The following is a 17953-nucleotide window of genomic DNA, read 5'->3' as shown; positions in this document are numbered from 1 at the left end:
GACACAGACTATGGCCAATGAAGTCAAGGTTCCCACTCTCGGTGAGTCCGTCACCGAAGCTACTATCGGTGAATGGCTGAAGAAGCCGGGTGAAGCGGTCGCTCTGGACGAGCCGATTGCCAGCCTCGAAACCGACAAGGTCGCTGTTGAAGTTCCCGCGCCGGTTGCCGGCGTGATGGGCGAATACAAGGCCGAAATCGGTGACACGGTGGAAGTCGGCGCGATTATCGCGACGATCGAGGAAGGCACACCCAATGCCGGCCCCGAAGGCCCGACCGAACGCAAGCAGGAAAAGCCCGAGGCAAGCAGCCCCGCGCCTTCTCCGTCACCCGCTCCGGCGGCCTCCTCTTCGGATGACAGCAAGGTCGATGCTTCGGCGACGCTGTCCCCCGCCGTGCGCCGTGCGATCCTCGAACACGGGATCGACCCGAGCACGATCAAGGGCACCGGCAAGGATGGCCGCCTGACCAAGGAAGACGTGCTCGAAGCGGCCAAGAAGAAAGACTCCGGCGGCGCTGCCGCTCCGGCCGATGCCGCTTCGGCCGATGCGCCTTCAGCCGGTCCGAGCCGCAAGGTCGAACGGGTGAAAATGACCCGTCTGCGCAAGACGATCGCTACCCGTTTGAAGAGCGCGCAGGACACAGCCGCCCTGCTCACCACTTTCAACGACGTCGACATGACGGCGGTGATCGAAGCCCGCAGCCAGTACAAGGACCTCTTCGCCAAGAAGCATGATATCCGGCTCGGTTTCATGAGCTTCTTTGCCAAGGCAGCCTGCCTTGCACTGAAGGACGTTCCGGCGGTCAATGCCCAGATCGACGGCGATGAGATTCTCTATCACGATTTCGTCGATCTCTCGGTCGCGGTGAGCGCCCCCAATGGCCTCGTCGTTCCGGTGGTTCGCAATGTCGAAAGCATGAGCTTCTCCGATGTCGAACTCGCCATCGCCAATTACGGCAAGAAGGCGAAAGACGGCACGCTGTCGATGGACGATATGAAAGGCGGCACCTTTACCATCTCCAATGGCGGTGTGTTCGGCTCACTGATGTCGACCCCGATCATCAACCCGCCGCAGAGCGCCGTTCTGGGGCTTCACCGGATCGAGGAACGTCCGGTAGCCGTGAACGGTCAGGTCGTGATCAAGCCGATGATGTATATGGCTCTGAGCTATGACCACCGTATCATTGACGGCCGCGAAGCAGTGACCGCGCTCAAGATCATCAAGGAAGCGATCGAAGATCCGATGCGGATCCTGATCGACCTCTAAGACACGAAACCGGCCCCGGCGCTTGCCGGGGCCTCTTACTTTGCTGCAAGAATATCCCGGGACAGGCCCCGGGGGAGACAAAGAATGGCAGACCAGACCTTCGACTACGATGTTCTCGTAATTGGTGCCGGACCGGGCGGTTATGTGGCGGCGATCCGGGCGGCGCAGCTGGGCCTCAAGACGGCCTGCGCCGAAAGCCGCGAAACGCTGGGCGGCACCTGCCTCAATGTGGGCTGCATTCCTTCCAAGGCTCTGCTGCACGGTTCCGAGCTTTTCGAAGAAGCCAATGAAGGCGTGCTCGCCAAATTCGGGGTGAAAACCGATGCAGTCAGCCTCGATCTCGATACGTTGCAGGGCGAAAAGGCCACAGCGGTCAAGGAACTGACCGGCGGCATCGAATATCTTTTCAAGAAGAACAAGGTGGAATGGCTCAAGGGCCGTGCCGGTTTCAAGGATGCGCATTCGGTGGAAGTGGACGGCAAGACCGTCACTGCCCGCGACATCGTAATCGCAACCGGCTCTTCGGTAACACCGCTTCCAGGTGTCGAAATCGACAATGACAAGGGTGTTGTGGTGGATTCCACCGGTGCCCTTGCGCTGTCCAAGGTGCCCGAAAAAATGGTCGTCATCGGTGGCGGCGTCATCGGTCTGGAACTGGGTTCAGTCTGGCGTCGTCTCGGAGCCGACGTCACCGTGGTCGAATATCTCGACCAGCTTCTGCCCGGTATGGATAGTGAAGTCCGCAAGGAAGCGGGCAAGCTGTTCAAGAAACAGGGCATGGAGCTGAAGCTTTCCACCAAGGTCACCGGCGTCGAAGTGGACGGCGGCAAAGCCAGGGTCTCGATCGAACCGGCCTCCGGCGGCGATGGCGAAGTGCTCGAAGCCGACTGCGTGCTGGTGTCGATCGGTCGCAAGCCCAATACGGACGGTCTCGGCCTCGATGCCGTGGGTATCGAAACCAATGAGCGCGGCCAGATCGAAACCGATTCGATCTTCAACACCAAGGTCGAAAGCATCTGGGCCATCGGGGATGTGATCCCCGGCCCCATGCTCGCCCATAAGGCCGAGGATGAAGGCATTGCCGTCGCTGAGAACATTGCCGGTCAGACAGGTATCGTGAACCATGCCGTGATCCCCAGCGTGGTTTATACCATGCCGGAAATCGCCGGTGTCGGTCTGACCGAGGAAGCGGCTAAGGAAGCCGGCCATACCGTCAAAACCGGTAAATTTCCGATGATGGCCAATAGCCGCGCCAAGACCAATCGCGATACGGATGGCTTCGTGAAAGTCATTGCCGATGCGGAAACCGACCGCGTGCTGGGCGTCTGGATGATCGCCAGCGTCGCCGGAACGATGATCGCCCAGGCCGTGCAGGCCATGGAATTCGGCGCCTCTTCGGAAGATATCGCCTATACCTGCCACGCCCATCCGACGCATTCGGAAGCCGTGAAGGAAGCTGCAATGGCCGTGCAGGGCAAACCGATTCATATCTGACCGGCCCCGCAGGGACAAAATAAGAGCGGCAAAGGCTAGTGCTTTTGCCGCTCTTTTTGCGTTCCCGTTCCATTGCACCTACGGTACGGAGCAGGACGCCGGATGACAAAACTTTGACTTTCGCACCCGATTACGCTAACCGAAAGTCATCGTGTAACACGCCTTCATGCTCTTTTGCATGGAGTCAGCCATCTATGCTGTTGACGTGTCGCGCGAATCTGCCTAAGCGCAAAGCTTACATCGTAATTCACGGATCCGTCCGGCATGGAGCAGGTTCATGCTGCTTCAACCGGACTTTTTGCCGTTAAGGCAAAAGCCGTGGCCTGCGGAGTATCAACGCGATGAGATAGGGGTGTCCCTTTCTTGTGAATGGGGCTCCCTGTGGAGCATGGAGAAGTAAGTGGCTCGTATTGCCGGGGTCAATATCCCCACAAATAAGCGCGTAATTATTGCGCTCACCTATATTCATGGAATCGGCCCGACCACCGCGAAGGCCATTGCCGATAAGCTCGGTATCGATCATGCACGTCGCGTGCAGGATCTTTCCGATGCCGAAGTCGTGCAGATTCGTGAAACGCTGGATGCCGAATACACCGTGGAAGGCGACCTTCGTCGTGAAACCGCGATGAATATCAAGCGTCTGATGGACCTCGCCTGCTATCGTGGCCTGCGTCACCGTAAGGGTCTCCCCGTTCGCGGTCAGCGTACGCATACCAATGCGCGCACCCGCAAGGGCAAGGCCAAGCCGATCGCCGGCAAGAAGAAGTAAGCATCGGGCTTGAATGCTCGAATTGCTTTCCCAGATATTCGCACGATAGGAATTATCCATGGCACGCGAACCGCAACGTATTCGCCGGCGTGAGCGCAAGAACATCTCCTCGGGTGTTGCGCATGTTAACGCCAGCTTCAATAACACCATGATCACCATCACCGACGCGCAGGGCAATGCAATCAGCTGGTCCTCCGCTGGTATGATGGGCTTCAAGGGCAGCCGTAAATCCACCCCGTATGCCGCTCAGGTCGCGGCAGACGATGCCGGCAAGAAAGCCGCGGAACATGGTGTCCGTACGCTGGAAGTCGAAATCAAGGGACCGGGTTCGGGCCGTGAGAGTGCTCTGCGCGCTCTTCAGGCTGTCGGTTTTACGATCACATCGATCCGTGACGTGACTCCGATCCCGCATAATGGCGTGAGGCCGTCCAAGCGCCGCCGCGTCTGATCGACCTGCCGCGCGGCATGTCGCCGCATAGCAAAATCGCATCGGCCGCGGCGCTCTGAAGTGCCCGCGGCCTTTGTCGCCAGAACACTACCTTAGGGGAAGTCTATGTCCGTCAATATGAAGAATTGGCAGGAACTTAAGAAACCCAACAGCCTCGATATCAAGGCGGGCGGCGACGCCAAGCGGAAGGCGACCTTCGTCGCCGAACCGCTGGAACGGGGCTACGGCCTCACGCTCGGCAACGCGCTGCGTCGCGTATTGTTGTCCTCGCTGCAGGGCGCTGCGATTACGTCGATCAAGATCGAAAATGTGCTCCACGAATTCTCCTCGCTGGCCGGTGTGCGCGAAGACGTCACCGACATCGTGCTGAATGTGAAGCAGATCGCTCTTAAAATGGAAGGCGAAGGCCCCAAGCGGCTGCAGCTTTCCGCAACTGGCCCGGCCGAAGTTACCGCCGGGGATATTGCCGTCACGGGCGATATCGAAGTGATGAACAAGGATCTCGTCATCTGTCACGTTGACGAAGGCGCCACGTTCAACATGGAGCTGACCGCAGATACCGGCAAAGGCTATGTCCCTGCCGTTCAGAACCGTCCGGCCGATGCGCCGATCGGCCTGATCCCGGTCGATTCGCTTTACTCGCCGGTTCATCAGGTGAGCTACAAGGTCGAGAATGCCCGTGTCGGGCAGGAACTCGATTATGACAAGCTCTCGCTGACGATCGAAACCGACGGCACCGTCACCCCCGAAGATGCGATTGCCTATGCAGCCCGTATTCTTCAGGACCAGCTGACCCTCTTCGTCCATTTCGAAGACGGTATTCCGCAGCCTGCCAATCAGATGATCGGCGTTGCGGCGCAGCCGGAAGAAAGCGATGCCAACCAGCTCAACCGTTACCTTCTCAAGAAGGTGGACGAACTGGAACTGTCGGTGCGTTCGGCCAACTGCCTCAAGAACGACAACATCATCTATATCGGCGATCTGGTCCAGAAGACCGAAGCCGAGATGCTGCGCACACCGAATTTCGGCCGCAAGTCGCTCAACGAGATCAAGGAAGTCCTTTCCAGCATGGGGCTGCGCCTCGGCATGGACATTCCCGGCTGGCCGCCTGAAAATATCGAAGAAATGGCCAAGAAGCTCGAACAGGAACTTCTCGGTTAAACCTTCACTGGAAGGGGCCGGCATGACACCGGCCCCTTTCGCTGACTGAGGGTCTCAGGGCCTTTAAAAGGGTTATGGCAGCGCCCTTAAAACGAGCTGCCGGTTTCGGGCTACCTCATACGGGCCCCCTACGAACGGAGTATTGATTATGCGTCACGGTATTTCCCAGCGTAAGCTCGGTCGCAAGAGCGGCCATCGCACGGCCCTGTTCCGCAATATGGCGGCGGCTCTCATCAAGCATGAGCAGATCACCACCACGCTGCCCAAGGCCAAGGAACTTCGCCCCTATATCGAAAAGCTCATCACGCTTGCCAAGCGCGGTGGCCTGTCGAACCGTCGTCTGGCGCATAGCCGCCTGCTCGACGACGCGCAGCTTCAGAAGCTGTTCGATGTTCTGGCAGAACGCTATAAGGGTCGTGAAGGCGGCTATACCCGCATCATCAAGGCCGGTTATCGTTCCTCCGACGCAGCCCAGATGGCTGTGATCGAACTGGTGGATCGTGACACCGAAGCCAAGGGCCAGGATAGCGGCCCTGTGATGACCGAGGAAAACGAATACGCCGAAGCCTGATCGCTTCGACAATTGCGAATAATGAGAGCGGCCGGGGAGCGATCCCCGGCCGCTTTTGTATCTGCACACCGGAATGCGGATCCTATTTCAGGCAGATATTGCCTCATTCGTTTCATACGCTACTTTCTCCGCTGCAACAGAGGAGAGCGTTCCAATGCGTAAAGCCCATCACTCCGGCCTTGCCGGCCTGCTGGCAGGCATGGCCGCCATCGTGATTTCCCTTCCCGCCGGAGCACAGGACATGACCGCGCCCGATTACCCCGAAACCCGCCGCGGCGATGTGGTGGAAACCCAGTTCGGCGAAACTGTCGCCGATCCTTATCGCTGGCTCGAACAGGATGTGCGCGAAAGCACGGAAGTGGCCGATTGGGTCAGACGCGAAAATGCTGTCACCCAAAACTATCTCGACAAGCTACCGGCCCGCAACTGGTTCGAAGGCAGGATCGGGGAACTATACGATTACGCCCGCTATTCCACGCCGGTAAAAGCGGGGGAGCGCTATTTCTATACCTATAATAGCGGCCTGCAGAATCAGTCCCCGCTCTATGTGCGGGATGGGCTGAACGGCAGGGAACGCCTGCTGATCGATCCTAATGACTGGGCCGAAGACGGTGCCACTGCGCTCAGTGGCTGGGATGTTTCGCCCGATGGTCGCTATGTGCTCTACAGTGTGCAGGATGGCGGCACGGACTGGCGCATTCTGCGCGTACTCGATGTCGATACGGGCGAAATTCTTGAAGACGAGATTCGCTGGGCCAAATTCACCAATCTCGACTGGATCGGGTCCGAAGGCTTTTTCTATTCACGCTTCCCCGAGCCCGAAGAGGGCGAGGATTTTCAGGCGCTGAATTATAATCAGGCAGTCTATTTCCACCGCCTGGGCACACCGCAATCGACCGATGAACTGGTCTATGCCACACCGGAGCATCCCAAGCAGAGCCATACCGCGCAGGTTACAAGCGATGGGCACTGGGCGATCATCACCAGCGCACTGGGCACCGATGCCCGCTATGAAGTTCATGCCATCGACCTCACGCGGCGTGACAGTCTGGGCTGGCAGGTGCGCGATCTGGTGACGGGGTTCGACAATGACTGGAGCCTGATAGACGGGATCGGCAGCACACTCTGGTTCAAAACCAACCATTCGGCACCGCGTTATCGGGTCATGTCGATCGATCTCGCAGCCGCTCAGCCGCAATGGACTCCGCTTGTAAGCGAGAAGCAGGAACCGATCGATGGCGCCTCTCTGGTCGGCCATTCGCTGATCCTGTCCTATCTCAAGAATGCCAGCTCCACCTCTATGGTCTACGATCTGACAGGCCGTCTGAAGCGTGAAATCGCATTTGACGGACTGGGCAGCGTATCCGGCTTCTATGGCGACCCGGACGATGAGGAAACCTTCTACAGCTTCACCAGCTTCAACCGCCCGGCGACGATCTATCGTTATGACATCGCCAGCGGCGAAAGCTCCGTTTTCGCGCAGCCCAATCTCGCTTTCGATCCAGACGATTATAAGGTCGAGCAGCGCTTCTACAGCTCGAAGGACGGCACACAGGTTCCGATCTTCATCATCCGCCGGAACGATATTGCACAAAGCGGACGCGCCGTGCCTACCCTGCTCTATGGCTATGGCGGGTTCGATATCTCCATCACGCCTTTCTACTCACCTGCCAATATGGCGTGGATGCAGGCCGGTGGCGCTTTCGCAGTCGCCAATATTCGCGGCGGCGGCGAATATGGCAAAGCATGGCACGATGGCGGGCGCCTCGCCAACAAGCAGAATGTGTTCGACGATTTCATCGCTGCGGGCGACTATCTGAAAAGCGAAGGCATCGCTACGCCTGACGGGCTGGCCATTCAGGGTCGGTCCAATGGTGGGCTGCTGATTGGCGCTGTCACCAATCAGCGCCCCGACCTCTTTGCGGCAGGCAACCCCGCTGTGGGCGTGATGGACATGCTACGCTTCGACCGCTGGACGGCCGGTCGCTACTGGGTCGACGATTACGGTTATCCTGAAAGGGAAGCGGATTTCAAAGTGCTGCGCGCTTATTCGCCCTATCACAATATCCATTCGGGCGAGGATTATCCCGCGCTGCTGGTCACCACGGCCGATACGGATGATCGCGTCGTACCGGGCCACAGCTTCAAATATACCGCTGCACTTCAGGCAGCCAATATTGGCGATAAACCGCATCTGATCCGTGTGGAAACCCGCGCCGGCCATGGCTCGGGCAAGCCGACCGATAAGGCTATCGAGGAAGCTGCCGATATTCTCTCCTTCCTCGCTTACTGGACGCATCTGACACCGGGATATTGATGTTCATATAAAATGATATTTTTATGAACACTGACTGTCCTGCCAGTTCAGCCAGCCATCACGAGGGCATTGCTATTCCTTTTGACAGGTCGGGACATGGGGTCTCGATCTGTTGGAGGACAGCCCATGAAACCCCTTATGAAAACTGTGATCGGGACTGCCGCAGCGGGCGCAATGACCATATCTGCGGCAGCGCCTGCCATGGCCCGGGATCATCGCCATCACGACGGCAATGGAATCGGCACCGGAGAAGTGATTGCCGGCGCTTTGATCCTCGGCGGCATCGCCGCTGTCATCGCGGCTTCGGATAACGACAAGGATAACCGCTATTACGACCGGCGCTATCGTGACAGAAATGACCGGCATTATCGCGATCGCTACCGTGGGGGCTATTCCGCGAGAGGCGCTATCGAACGATGCGTTCGCGCTGCCGAAAGTACCGCAAGCCGTTACACGCGCAGTCGTGCCGATGTGACCGAAATTCGCGATGTCGATCGCAAGCGTGACGGGTTCAAGATCAAAGGCAATCTGACCGTCAGCGAGAATTATGGTCGCCATCGCAACTATGGTTATCGCGACAATTATGATCGAGGACGCTTCACCTGCCGCATCGAACGCGGTCGGGTAGTGGATATAGACTTCCACGGTATTCGCGGCCTGTAATTGCTGAGCAAACGCTCATCGGCTATCATCATCGAGAGGGCTGACCCGAGCTCAGCCCTCTTTATCTGCATGGGCATAAGTGGGCAGGCGCAGGTTCCAGTAAAGAGCGGCTGCTCTGATCGCAAAGCCACCCAGGGCTGCAATGATCCACGTCGCTTCATTTGCCAAATGAAAGCTCATACCCAGCGCGCATAAGCCAGCCGCGACGGCTGCGGGCGTGATATACAGCTCACGCCGCATCAGTATCGAAGGCACGCCAGCCACCACATCGCGGATAATGCCACCAGCGCTCCCGGTCAGAATGCCCATCAGGATCGCGGGAACAGGCGCCACACCCCATCCAAGCGCCTTGGCAGCCCCCAAAACAGCAAAAGCCGCCAGACCCGCAGCATCGGCCCAGAGCAGCAATTCATTTTCCCAACGCTGCCTGGGCGTCACCCAGACCAGAACTGCCATACCGAAACAGAGCGGTGCCACCCAGGGATCGCGCACCCAGAAAACCGGTGCCCCGATCATCAAATCGCGCAAGGTCCCGCCCCCAACGCCGGTCATCAGCGCGAAAAAGGCCATAGTCACGAAATCCTGCCGCAACCGTGCAGCCAGCAAGGCACCGGTCAGGGCGAAAATCGCTGTACCCAGCAGATCGAGCGACTGCGGAAGCACGAGAGGAGTGACGGGAACGGCCATGCCCTATCTCTATCGATTTTTAACAGGCTATGAAGTGCAGTGTCATCGCAAGAGCCCGCACCCCCAAACGCAAACTGCCCCGCCCTTCCGGACGGAGCAGCGTTATTCGGCTAAGCTCCGTTCTTATCCGGCCAGAACTTTTTCAATTTCGGCGGACACGGCATTCATATCCGCCATACCATCGACACGGGTCACAATACCGCGCTCTTCATAATAAGGCAGGATCGGCGCCGTTTTCTTGCGATATTCCTCCATGCGCGTGCGCACGGCTTCTTCATTATCATCCTTGCGGCGCTTGAATTCGGTGCTGCCGCATTTGTCGCAGACCCCTTCAACCTTCGGACGCTTGAATGTATCGTGATAGCCTTCGCCGCATTTGGCGCATGAAAAGCGACCGGTGATACGTTCGATCAGCGCTTCCAGATCCACTTCCAGCTCAATCACATGGTCAAGCTGGCGGTCATGGCCAGCGAGGATGGCATCGAGCTGACGCGCCTGATCGCCAGTGCGCGGATAGCCATCGAAAATGGCGCCGACCGAAGGGCCCATCGCGCTCAGCTCAGCATCGATAAGGGCGGAAACGATCTCGTCGGAAACCAGCTCTCCGCGTTCCATCACCGCCTTGGCTTCCAGCCCGACCGGGGTTTCGGCTGCAACAGCCGCGCGCAGCATGTCGCCAGTCGAAAGCTGGCGCATACCGTGCTTTTCCACCAGGCGTCCGGACTGTGTCCCTTTCCCCGCTCCCGGGGGGCCAAGCAGAATAATATTCATGTTTTACTCCCCCGCCCTGGCTGCTTAGCGCAACCGGCCTTTCAATTTTGCCTTCTTAATCAGGTCACCATACTGGTGCGCAAGAAGATGGGACTGAATTTGCGTGATCGTGTCAACCGTCACATTCACAACGATCAACAGGCTCGTACCGCCGAGGAACAGTGGAATGCCCGTCTGTGCGATAACATATTCCGGAATAACGCAGACCAGCGTCAGATAGATCGCGCCGATTACGGTGATGCGTGTCAGAACGTAATCGAGATAATCCATGGTCCGCTTGCCCGGACGAATGCCCGGAATGAAGCCGCCATTCTTCTTGAGGTTCTCCGCCGTTTCTTCGGGATTGAAGACCACCGCCGTATAGAAGAAGCTGAAGAAGATGATGCCCGCCGCATAGAGCGCCATATAGATCGGCTGACCATGCTGGAGATACTGGTTCAGCGTGATAACGAAACCGCCCAGCGCACTGTCCGACTGCACCGTGTTACCAGCGAACTGGCTGATCGTCAGTGGCAGAAGCAGCAGCGAGCTGGCGAAGATAGGCGGGATCACACCAGCTGTGTTGAGCTTAAGCGGCAAATGGCTGCGATCGGCCTGCATCATGCCACGCTGGCTCGCACGCTTGGGATATTGAATCAGCAGGCGGCGCTGGGCGCGCTCCATAAAGCAGATGAAAAGGATCAGGCCGACGATCATCGCGATAAAGCCGATCACGACAAACGCGCTGATCGAACCCGAGCGGAACCCTTCGAACATATTCGCGGTAAAGCTTGGAAACTGCGCGATAATGCCGGCCATAATAATAAGCGACACACCATTGCCGATACCGCGCGAGGTGATCTGTTCACCCAGCCACAGCAGGAACATCGTGCCACCAACGAGGCTGATAACCGCGCCGATGCGGAACATATAGCCAGGGTCGACGACCGCCTGCAGCCCGCTCTGCGCGCCGTAGGCTTCCAGACCCGATGCGAGGAACCAGCCCTGAATGGCGCACAGAAACACCGTGCCGTAACGCGTATATTGGTTAAGTTTCTTACGCCCGCTTTCGCCTTCCTTCTTCATCGCCATCAGCGATGGATGGAGCGAAGCGGCGAGCTGCACCACGATAGACGCGGTAATATAGGGCATGACGCCGAGCGCGATGAGACTCATGCGCTCAAGGCTGCCGCCCGAAAATGTATTGAAAAGATCCAGGATCCCGCCGCGAGTCTGTGCGTAGAGACTCTCGAGAATCAGAGGATTAACCCCCGGCAGGGGGACAAAGCTCAAAAAACGGAACACGATTAGCGCACCGATCGTAAACCAGATACGCTGCTTGAGCTCGGTCGCTTTCGAGAAATTCGCGAGACTGAGATTGCTCGCAATATTATCGGCGCGTGATGCCATGGATTATTAATGCCTTGCTTGGAGGACCACCGCAAGAGTGGCGCTGACCCTTTTACCGGGTGCAGCCCATATAGGCAGTGGGCGGAGATGTCGAACCCCCGCCCACCGATATTTTGGGATTATTCGGCAGCAGCTGCCTTTTTGGGTGCGGTCACTTCAACCGAACCACCAGCCTTTTCAACGGCAGCAACGGCGCCTTTAGACGCACCGGCGACCTTGAAATTAGCCTTGGCGGTAAGTTCACCCTTACCGAGAAGACGGACGCCATCCTTACCACCACGAGCGAGGCCGGCGGCCTTCAAAGCGTCGTGATCGATCGTTTGACCGGCATCCAGCTTGCCCGAGTCGATGAACTTCTGGATCATGCCCAGATTCACCTCGGCATAGTCCTTGCCGAACGGATTGTTGAAACCGCGCTTCGGCAGACGCATGTGAAGCGGCATCTGACCGCCTTCGAAACCCTTTACAGCAACGCCCGAACGGCTCTTCTGGCCCTTCTGACCGCGTGCGGAGGTCTTGCCTTTGCCCGAACCGATACCGCGGCCCACACGCATGCGGGATTTACGGGCACCGGAATTGTCACGGATATCATTCAGTTTCATAATTGCACTCGCTTTCGCTTTGGTTCGCGCTTGTTGGGAAGTGGGCCGCATAAGAGGTTTCGCACCCCTTGTGAAGCCCCGTTATAAGGAAAAGCGAATTGCGCCCGTTCCTTAAACTGAAAAGCCCCGGACCTGCACCCGGGGCTTTCCTGATCTGATCCGGCAGAAGAGGCTTATCCGACCACTTCAACCATGTGCGGAAGCTTGGCGATGGCGCCACGCACTTCCGGCGTATCTTCGACTTCGACAACCCGGTGCATCTTGCCCAGGCCCAGACCGACCAGAATCTTCTTCTGGGATTCGGGCCGACGGATCGGCGAGCCGATTTGCTTGATCTTGATCTTCGCCATGATGATTTACTCCGCGATCGCAGCCGCTTCGGCTTCCGCCTCGGCTTCATTCGCACCGCCACGACCAAGCAGGTCTGCGACCTTCTTGCCGCGACGCTGTGCAACCGATTTCGGAGAAGTCTGATTGCCCAGTGCGTCGAAGGTGGCGCGGATCATGTTGTACGGGTTGGACGTGCCGACCGATTTGGTCACCACATCGGCAACGCCGAGGCTTTCGAAGACGGCACGCATCGGACCACCCGCAATAATACCGGTCCCCGGAGGGGCCGTGCGGACATTGACCTTCCCGGCACCGAAACGGCCCTTGCCGTCATGATGCAGGGTGCGGCCTTCCTTCAGCGGAACGCGCATCATCTTCTTCTTGGCAGAAGCAGTCGCCTTGGTGATCGCTTCAGGCACTTCGCGTGCCTTGCCATGACCGAAACCGACGCGGCCCTTACCATCGCCGACGACGACCAGCGCTGCGAAACCGAAGCGCTTACCGCCCTTCACAGTCTTCGAAACGCGGTTGATGTGAACGAGCTTTTCGATCAGCTCTTCACCGTCCTCGTCCTGGTTGCGACCGCGACGATCGTCGCGACCACGCCCACGACCACGGCCACCGCGATCGTCACGCCCGCCACGGCCACGGCCGCCGCGATTGTTGTTTTCACGCTGCTGCGGCTGTGCGCCACCAGCTGCGGACTGATTGTCGGCAGCTTCGGTCGAAGCGGTGGTGGGGGTCGGCGTGGAGCCGGCGTTATCCACCTGGGTTTCCTGGGTGTTGTTTTCGTCAGCCATCATCAGAACTCCAGCCCGCCTTCACGAGCGGCGTCGGCCAGCGCCTTGACGCGACCATGGAAGAGGTAACCGCCGCGATCGAACACGACGGAGGTTACGCCCGCCTTCTTGGCGGCTTCGGCGATATCCTTGCCGACCTGCTGCGCAGCATCGACATTCGCGCCCGAGCTTTTCACGCCGAGCGTGGAAGCAGCGGCCACAGTGCGGCCTTCCGCATCGTCGATCACCTGAGCATAGATATGCCGGCCGGTGCGATGCACCGACAGACGGGGACGGTTGGAACCGCGCGCCTTGAGGGCAGTCCGCACACGACGGCGACGGCGTTCGAAAAGAGAAAGCTTTGCCATCTTACTTCTTCTTCCCTTCCTTGCGGAAGATATACTCGCCGCGATATTTGATACCCTTGCCCTTATAGGGTTCGGGCGTCCGCCAGCGCCGGATTTCGGCGGCAAACTGGCCCACGGCCTGCTTGTCGATACCGCTGATTTCAACGGTGGTCTGATCCGGGCACTTCACGTCGATGCCTTCCGGGATGTCGAGATCGACATCGTGGCTGAAACCGAGCTGAAGGTTAAGCACCTTACCCTTGAGCTGTGCACGATAGCCAACACCGGAAATTTCCAGCGTCTTCGTGTAGCCTTCGGTCACACCGTCAACCAGATTGGCAACGAGCGTGCGCTGCATACCCCAGAAGGACCGGGCCTTCTTGGAATTATCCAGCGGATTCACAGCGATCTTGTCGTCCTGCAAATCATAGGTCACTTCGTCCGACAAACCCAGCGTCAACGTACCTTTCGGACCTTTGACGGTCAGGATCCCGCTTTCGATCTTGGCGGTCACGCCATTGGGGATCGCTACCGGTTTTTTACCGATGCGGCTCATCAGAACACCTCCGCCAGCACTTCGCCACCGACATTGCTTGCACGCGCTTCCGCATCGGAAAGCACGCCACGCGGTGTCGAGACGATGGTGATGCCAAGACCGCCACGCACATTCGGGAGTTCTTTACTGCCCGAATAGACACGGCGCCCCGGCTTGGAGACACGGGCGACATACTTGATAGCAGGTTCGCCCTCGAAATATTTCAGTTCGATCCGCAGTGCGGGATGCTTGCCGGTGGCATCTTCCGAATAACCACGAATGAAGCCTTCACGCTTCAGAACTTCAAGCACATTTGCACGCAGCTTGCTGGCAGGCGACAGGACGGAGTCCTTCTTTGCCTGCTGGCCGTTGCGGATACGGGTGAGCATATCACCCAGGGGATCGGTCATAGCCATCTGTCAGATCCTCACCAGCTCGACTTGGTAACGCCAGGGATCAGGCCTTTATTAGCCAGATCGCGCAGTTCGATACGGTTCAAGCCGAACTTGCGGTAATAACCGCGGGGACGGCCGGTGGTGGCGCAACGGTTGCGCACACGGGTCGGGTTCGCATTACGCGGGATTTCCGCCATCTTCAGGCGTGCCAGAAGACGCTCGGTTTCGTCGAGCGATTCATCGTCGGCAATAGCCTTCAGCTTGGCGTATTTCGCTGCGTATTTCTTAACGAGCTGCTTGCGGCGCTCGTTCTTGTTGATCGAACTCAGTTTCGCCATTGGACTTAAGCTCTCTTCCTAGCGGCTTATGCCGCTTCCTTTTCGGCCTGCTCATCGGCAGGGAACGGGAAACCGAACAGACGAAGCAGTTCGCGGGCTTCCTCATCGGTTTTAGCGGTGGTGGTGACGATGATGTCCATGCCACGCACTTTCTCGATACGATCGTAGCTGATCTCAGGAAAAATGATCTGTTCCTTGAGACCCATCGCATAATTGCCACGGCCATCGAAGCTTTTCGTATTGAGGCCGCGGAAGTCGCGAATACGGGGCATCGCGATGGTCACAAGACGGTCGAGGAATTCGTACATACGCTCACGACGCAAGGTCACCTTGCAGCCGATCGGCATACCTTCACGCAGCTTGAACTGCGCGATTGACTTCTTTGCACGAGTGATAACCGGCTTCTGACCGGCGATCAGTTCCATTTCCTCGGCAGCCGTCTGAACCTTCTTCTTGTCCTGGCTGGCTTCACCAACACCCATATTGAGCGTGATCTTTTCCAGCTTGGGAACTTCGAGACGGTTCTTGTAACCGAATTTCTCGGTCATTGCCTTGACGATTTCCTCGTCATAGCGCTGCCTGAGACGCGGAGTATATGAATCAGCCATCGATGGCCTCCCCGGATTTCACGGCAATACGGATCTTCTTGCCATCACGCTCTTCAAAGCGGACGCGAGTCGGTTTGCCATCCTTCGGATCGGCGACCGCCACTTTGGAGATCGCCATCGGAGCGGGTGCACGATCGATGCCACCCTGCGGGTTCATCTGGGTCGGCTTGCGATGACGGGCAGCGACATTAACGCCATCCACCACGATCTTGCCCGCTTTGGGCAGAACCTGCATCACCGTACCGGTGCGGCCCTTATCCTTGCCGGACAGAACGACGACCTGGTCACCCTTCTTGATCTTAGCGGCAGCCATTACAGCACCTCCGGAGCAAGCGAAATGATCTTCATGAAGCCCTTGGAGCGCAATTCGCGCACCACCGGGCCGAAGATACGGGTGCCGATCGGTTCTTCGTTCTTATTGACGAGAACTGCGGCATTGCTGTCAAAACGAATGACGCTGCCATCGGGGCGGCGAACATCCTTGCGCGTGCGAACGATAACGGCGCGATGCACGTCACCCTTCTTCACGCGAGCGCGTGGCTGCGCCTCCTTTACGGAGACGACGATCACGTCACCGACGCTGGCGGTGCGACGCTTGGACCCGCCCAGTACCTTGATGCACTGGACGCGCTTTGCGCCGCTATTATCCGCGACGTCGAGATTGGATTGCATCTGGATCATCGATCCGGTTCCTTCTCGTTAGGCTTGCCGGAACCAGTCCGGCAGTTCCAAAAACGCTTACGTCAAAACATGACGGGCGCATGCCCATCATGTTTTTGATCGGGTGGGCCTATAGCGGACACGAGCCGGAGGGGAACCCCCTTTTCGCACTATAGACCCGGAAAGATTCAGACGTCGGCTTCGACGGCTGCGATCTCTCCACCCTGAATGCGGTCGAGTACTTTCCAGGTCTTGGTCTTGGAGATCGGTTTGGTCTCCTCGATGCGAACCTTTTCGCCTACCGCATAGGCATTGTCTTCGTCATGCGCATGGTACTTTTTCGAACGACGGATGATCTTCCCGTAAAGCGGGTGCTTCACCTTCCGTTCCACCAGCACGGTGACGGTTTTGTCGGTCTTGTCGGAGACCACGGTTCCGGTAAGGATACGCTTGGGCATCGTGTGCTCCTTAAGCCTTGTTGCGGGCACGCTCGCCCGCAAGAGTCTTGATCCGGGCGATCTCGCGACGGACTTCCTTGATCCGGGCGGGACGTTCCAGCTGGTTCGTCGCGGCCTGGAAGCGAAGGTTGAACTGTTCGCGCTTCAGTTCGACCAGAGCAGCGCTAAGCTGATCGTCGGTCTTGGCGCGCAGGTCTTCCACCTTGGACATTATTCGCCCTCCCGATGCGAGTTGTCACCGAGACGGGCAACAACTTTGGTTTTGATCGGCAGCTTCATGGCAGCACGCTCGAAAGCGGCTGCAGCAAGCGGGCCGGGAACGCCATCGAGTTCGAACATGATCCGACCCGGCTTAACCCGAGCGGCCCAGTATTCGACCGAACCCTTGCCTTTACCCTGACGGACTTCGGCAGGTTTCTTGGAAACCGGCACATCCGGGAAGACACGGATCCAGAGACGACCCTGACGCTTGATGTGGCGCGTGATCGCACGGCGAGCCGCTTCGATCTGACGCGAGGTGACACGTTCTGGTTCCAGGGCCTTCAGGCCGTAGGAACCGAAATTGAGTGTCGTACCGCCTTTGGCGTTGCCATGGATCTTACCCTTGAACGCCTTGCGGAACTTGGTTTTTTTCGGTTGCAGCATTGCTCTTACTCAGCTCCAGATCAACGCGCCGGACGGACGCCAGAGGTCTGGGCTTCCATCATGAGGCGATCCTGGGCCATCGGATCGTGGCCGAGGATTTCACCTTTGAAAATCCAGACCTTGATACCGATAATCCCGTAGGCGGTCAGTGCTTCGGCTTCGGCATAATCGACATTTGCACGCAGCGTGTGAAGCGGAACGCGACCTTCGCGATACCATTCGACACGAGCGATTTCAGCGCCGCCGAGACGGCCGCCGCAAACGATCTTGATGCCTTCCGCGCCAAGGCGAAGTGCAGACTGCACAGCGCGCTTCATGGCACGGCGGAAAGCCACGCGGCGGATCAGCTGATCGGCCACACCCTGAGCGACGAGCTTCGCATCGATTTCCGGCTTGCGGATTTCAACGATGTTCAGCTTCACTTCGCTCGACGTCATCGAAGAGAGCTTCTTGCGAAGCTTTTCGATATCCGCACCCTTCTTACCGATGATGACACCGGGACGGGCCGCATAGATCGAGATACGGCACAATTTGGCCGGACGCTCGATCACCACCTTGGAAATCGCTGCCTGCGGCACCGACTTCATGATGTGCTTGCGGATCTCGATATCTTCTTTCAGCAGACGGCCATAATCCTGACCTTCCGCATACCAGCGGCTATCCCAGGTACGGTTGATCTGCAGGCGCAGGCCGATCGGATTGCTCTTTTGACCCATCGA

Annotated in this window: 25 protein-coding genes; 8 read left to right on the top strand and 17 right to left on the bottom strand. The window is 58.1% G+C overall.

Annotated features, from left to right (window positions below):
• Positions 1–10 precede the first annotated feature (10 nt).
• From odhB to D6851_RS07745, 8 genes are all read left to right on the top strand, one after another.
• Entirely contained in the window at positions 11–1267 is a 1257-nt protein-coding gene (gene odhB / locus D6851_RS07780; protein WP_120324309.1) for a 2-oxoglutarate dehydrogenase complex dihydrolipoyllysine-residue succinyltransferase, read from the top strand.
• An 84-nt stretch (positions 1268–1351) separates the two neighbouring features.
• Positions 1352–2761 carry a dihydrolipoyl dehydrogenase gene (gene lpdA, locus D6851_RS07775; protein ID WP_120324308.1) on the top strand — a complete coding sequence of 470 codons (1410 nt, stop codon included), beginning with the start codon at positions 1352–1354 and terminating at the stop codon, positions 2759–2761.
• Between the two features lie 400 nt (positions 2762–3161).
• The gene (gene rpsM / locus D6851_RS07770; protein ID WP_120324307.1) at positions 3162–3530 is read left to right on the top strand and encodes a 30S ribosomal protein S13; all 369 of its coding nucleotides are present in this window, start codon (positions 3162–3164) and stop codon (positions 3528–3530) included.
• Between the two features lie 58 nt (positions 3531–3588).
• The gene (gene rpsK, locus D6851_RS07765; protein WP_046902269.1) at positions 3589–3978 is read left to right on the top strand and encodes a 30S ribosomal protein S11; all 390 of its coding nucleotides are present in this window, start codon (positions 3589–3591) and stop codon (positions 3976–3978) included.
• Positions 3979–4083: 105 nt separating this feature from the next.
• The gene (locus D6851_RS07760) at positions 4084–5139 is read left to right on the top strand and encodes a DNA-directed RNA polymerase subunit alpha (RefSeq protein WP_120324306.1); all 1056 of its coding nucleotides are present in this window, start codon (positions 4084–4086) and stop codon (positions 5137–5139) included.
• A gap of 148 nt (positions 5140–5287) precedes the next feature.
• Positions 5288–5710 carry a 50S ribosomal protein L17 gene (gene rplQ / locus D6851_RS07755; RefSeq protein WP_120324305.1) on the top strand — a complete coding sequence of 141 codons (423 nt, stop codon included), beginning with the start codon at positions 5288–5290 and terminating at the stop codon, positions 5708–5710.
• 154 nt (positions 5711–5864) lie between these two features.
• Positions 5865–8027 carry a prolyl oligopeptidase family serine peptidase gene (locus tag D6851_RS07750; protein WP_120324304.1) on the top strand — a complete coding sequence of 721 codons (2163 nt, stop codon included), beginning with the start codon at positions 5865–5867 and terminating at the stop codon, positions 8025–8027.
• A gap of 138 nt (positions 8028–8165) precedes the next feature.
• A complete protein-coding gene (locus D6851_RS07745; RefSeq protein WP_238473986.1) occupies positions 8166–8690 on the top strand; it encodes a hypothetical protein in 525 nt (174 codons plus the stop codon).
• 51 nt (positions 8691–8741) lie between these two features.
• Here D6851_RS07745 and D6851_RS07740 read toward each other — a convergent pair whose 3' ends face one another.
• From D6851_RS07740 to rpsC, 17 genes are all read right to left on the bottom strand, one after another.
• Entirely contained in the window at positions 8742–9377 is a 636-nt protein-coding gene (locus D6851_RS07740) for a trimeric intracellular cation channel family protein (protein ID WP_120324302.1), read from the bottom strand.
• A 123-nt stretch (positions 9378–9500) separates the two neighbouring features.
• Positions 9501–10148 carry an adenylate kinase gene (locus tag D6851_RS07735; protein ID WP_120324301.1) on the bottom strand — a complete coding sequence of 216 codons (648 nt, stop codon included), beginning with the start codon at positions 10146–10148 and terminating at the stop codon, positions 9501–9503.
• Positions 10149–10172: 24 nt separating this feature from the next.
• Complete coding sequence (gene secY / locus D6851_RS07730; protein WP_120324300.1) at positions 10173–11537, bottom strand: preprotein translocase subunit SecY; 1365 nt, start codon at positions 11535–11537, stop codon at positions 10173–10175.
• A 119-nt stretch (positions 11538–11656) separates the two neighbouring features.
• Positions 11657–12139, bottom strand: coding sequence for a 50S ribosomal protein L15 (gene rplO, locus D6851_RS07725; protein WP_120324447.1), 483 nt, complete (start codon positions 12137–12139; stop codon positions 11657–11659).
• Between the two features lie 173 nt (positions 12140–12312).
• Positions 12313–12489 (bottom strand): 50S ribosomal protein L30, encoded by a 177-nt coding sequence (rpmD, locus tag D6851_RS07720; protein ID WP_120324299.1) that lies wholly within the window; start codon positions 12487–12489, stop codon positions 12313–12315.
• Between the two features lie 6 nt (positions 12490–12495).
• A complete protein-coding gene (gene rpsE, locus D6851_RS07715; RefSeq protein WP_420797102.1) occupies positions 12496–13269 on the bottom strand; it encodes a 30S ribosomal protein S5 in 774 nt (257 codons plus the stop codon).
• Between the two features lie 2 nt (positions 13270–13271).
• Positions 13272–13616, bottom strand: coding sequence for a 50S ribosomal protein L18 (gene rplR, locus D6851_RS07710; RefSeq protein WP_120324297.1), 345 nt, complete (start codon positions 13614–13616; stop codon positions 13272–13274).
• 1 nt (position 13617) lies between these two features.
• Positions 13618–14151 (bottom strand): 50S ribosomal protein L6, encoded by a 534-nt coding sequence (gene rplF / locus D6851_RS07705; protein ID WP_120324296.1) that lies wholly within the window; start codon positions 14149–14151, stop codon positions 13618–13620.
• Entirely contained in the window at positions 14151–14546 is a 396-nt protein-coding gene (gene rpsH / locus D6851_RS07700) for a 30S ribosomal protein S8 (protein ID WP_120324295.1), read from the bottom strand. The genes rplF and rpsH overlap by 1 nt, the downstream gene beginning before the upstream one ends.
• Positions 14547–14557: 11 nt before the next feature.
• Positions 14558–14863 carry a 30S ribosomal protein S14 gene (gene rpsN, locus D6851_RS07695; protein ID WP_120324294.1) on the bottom strand — a complete coding sequence of 102 codons (306 nt, stop codon included), beginning with the start codon at positions 14861–14863 and terminating at the stop codon, positions 14558–14560.
• Between the two features lie 26 nt (positions 14864–14889).
• Entirely contained in the window at positions 14890–15471 is a 582-nt protein-coding gene (gene rplE / locus D6851_RS07690; RefSeq protein WP_120324293.1) for a 50S ribosomal protein L5, read from the bottom strand.
• Positions 15464–15784 carry a 50S ribosomal protein L24 gene (rplX, locus tag D6851_RS07685; protein WP_120324292.1) on the bottom strand — a complete coding sequence of 107 codons (321 nt, stop codon included), beginning with the start codon at positions 15782–15784 and terminating at the stop codon, positions 15464–15466. Before rplX ends, rplE begins: the two co-directional genes overlap by 8 nt.
• The gene (rplN, locus tag D6851_RS07680) at positions 15784–16152 is read right to left on the bottom strand and encodes a 50S ribosomal protein L14 (protein ID WP_120324291.1); all 369 of its coding nucleotides are present in this window, start codon (positions 16150–16152) and stop codon (positions 15784–15786) included. Before rplN ends, rplX begins: the two co-directional genes overlap by 1 nt.
• Before the next feature lie 167 nt (positions 16153–16319).
• Positions 16320–16589, bottom strand: a complete 270-nt coding sequence (gene rpsQ, locus D6851_RS07675) for a 30S ribosomal protein S17 (RefSeq protein WP_120324290.1) — start codon at positions 16587–16589, stop codon at positions 16320–16322.
• A gap of 10 nt (positions 16590–16599) precedes the next feature.
• Positions 16600–16800 carry a 50S ribosomal protein L29 gene (gene rpmC, locus D6851_RS07670; protein ID WP_183030026.1) on the bottom strand — a complete coding sequence of 67 codons (201 nt, stop codon included), beginning with the start codon at positions 16798–16800 and terminating at the stop codon, positions 16600–16602.
• Complete coding sequence (rplP, locus tag D6851_RS07665; protein WP_120324288.1) at positions 16800–17234, bottom strand: 50S ribosomal protein L16; 435 nt, start codon at positions 17232–17234, stop codon at positions 16800–16802. The genes rpmC and rplP overlap by 1 nt, the downstream gene beginning before the upstream one ends.
• Positions 17235–17254: 20 nt before the next feature.
• On the bottom strand, positions 17255–17950 hold the full coding sequence (gene rpsC, locus D6851_RS07660) for a 30S ribosomal protein S3 (protein WP_120324287.1): 696 nt from the start codon (positions 17948–17950) through the stop codon (positions 17255–17257).
• Positions 17951–17953 lie beyond the last annotated feature (3 nt).

The sequence above is a fragment of the Altericroceibacterium spongiae genome, assembly GCF_003610805.1.
GTDB classification, from domain to species: domain Bacteria; phylum Pseudomonadota; class Alphaproteobacteria; order Sphingomonadales; family Sphingomonadaceae; genus Altericroceibacterium; species Altericroceibacterium spongiae.
Note: the sequence above shows the minus strand (reverse complement) of the source record. Positions and strands in the feature narration are given on the sequence as shown.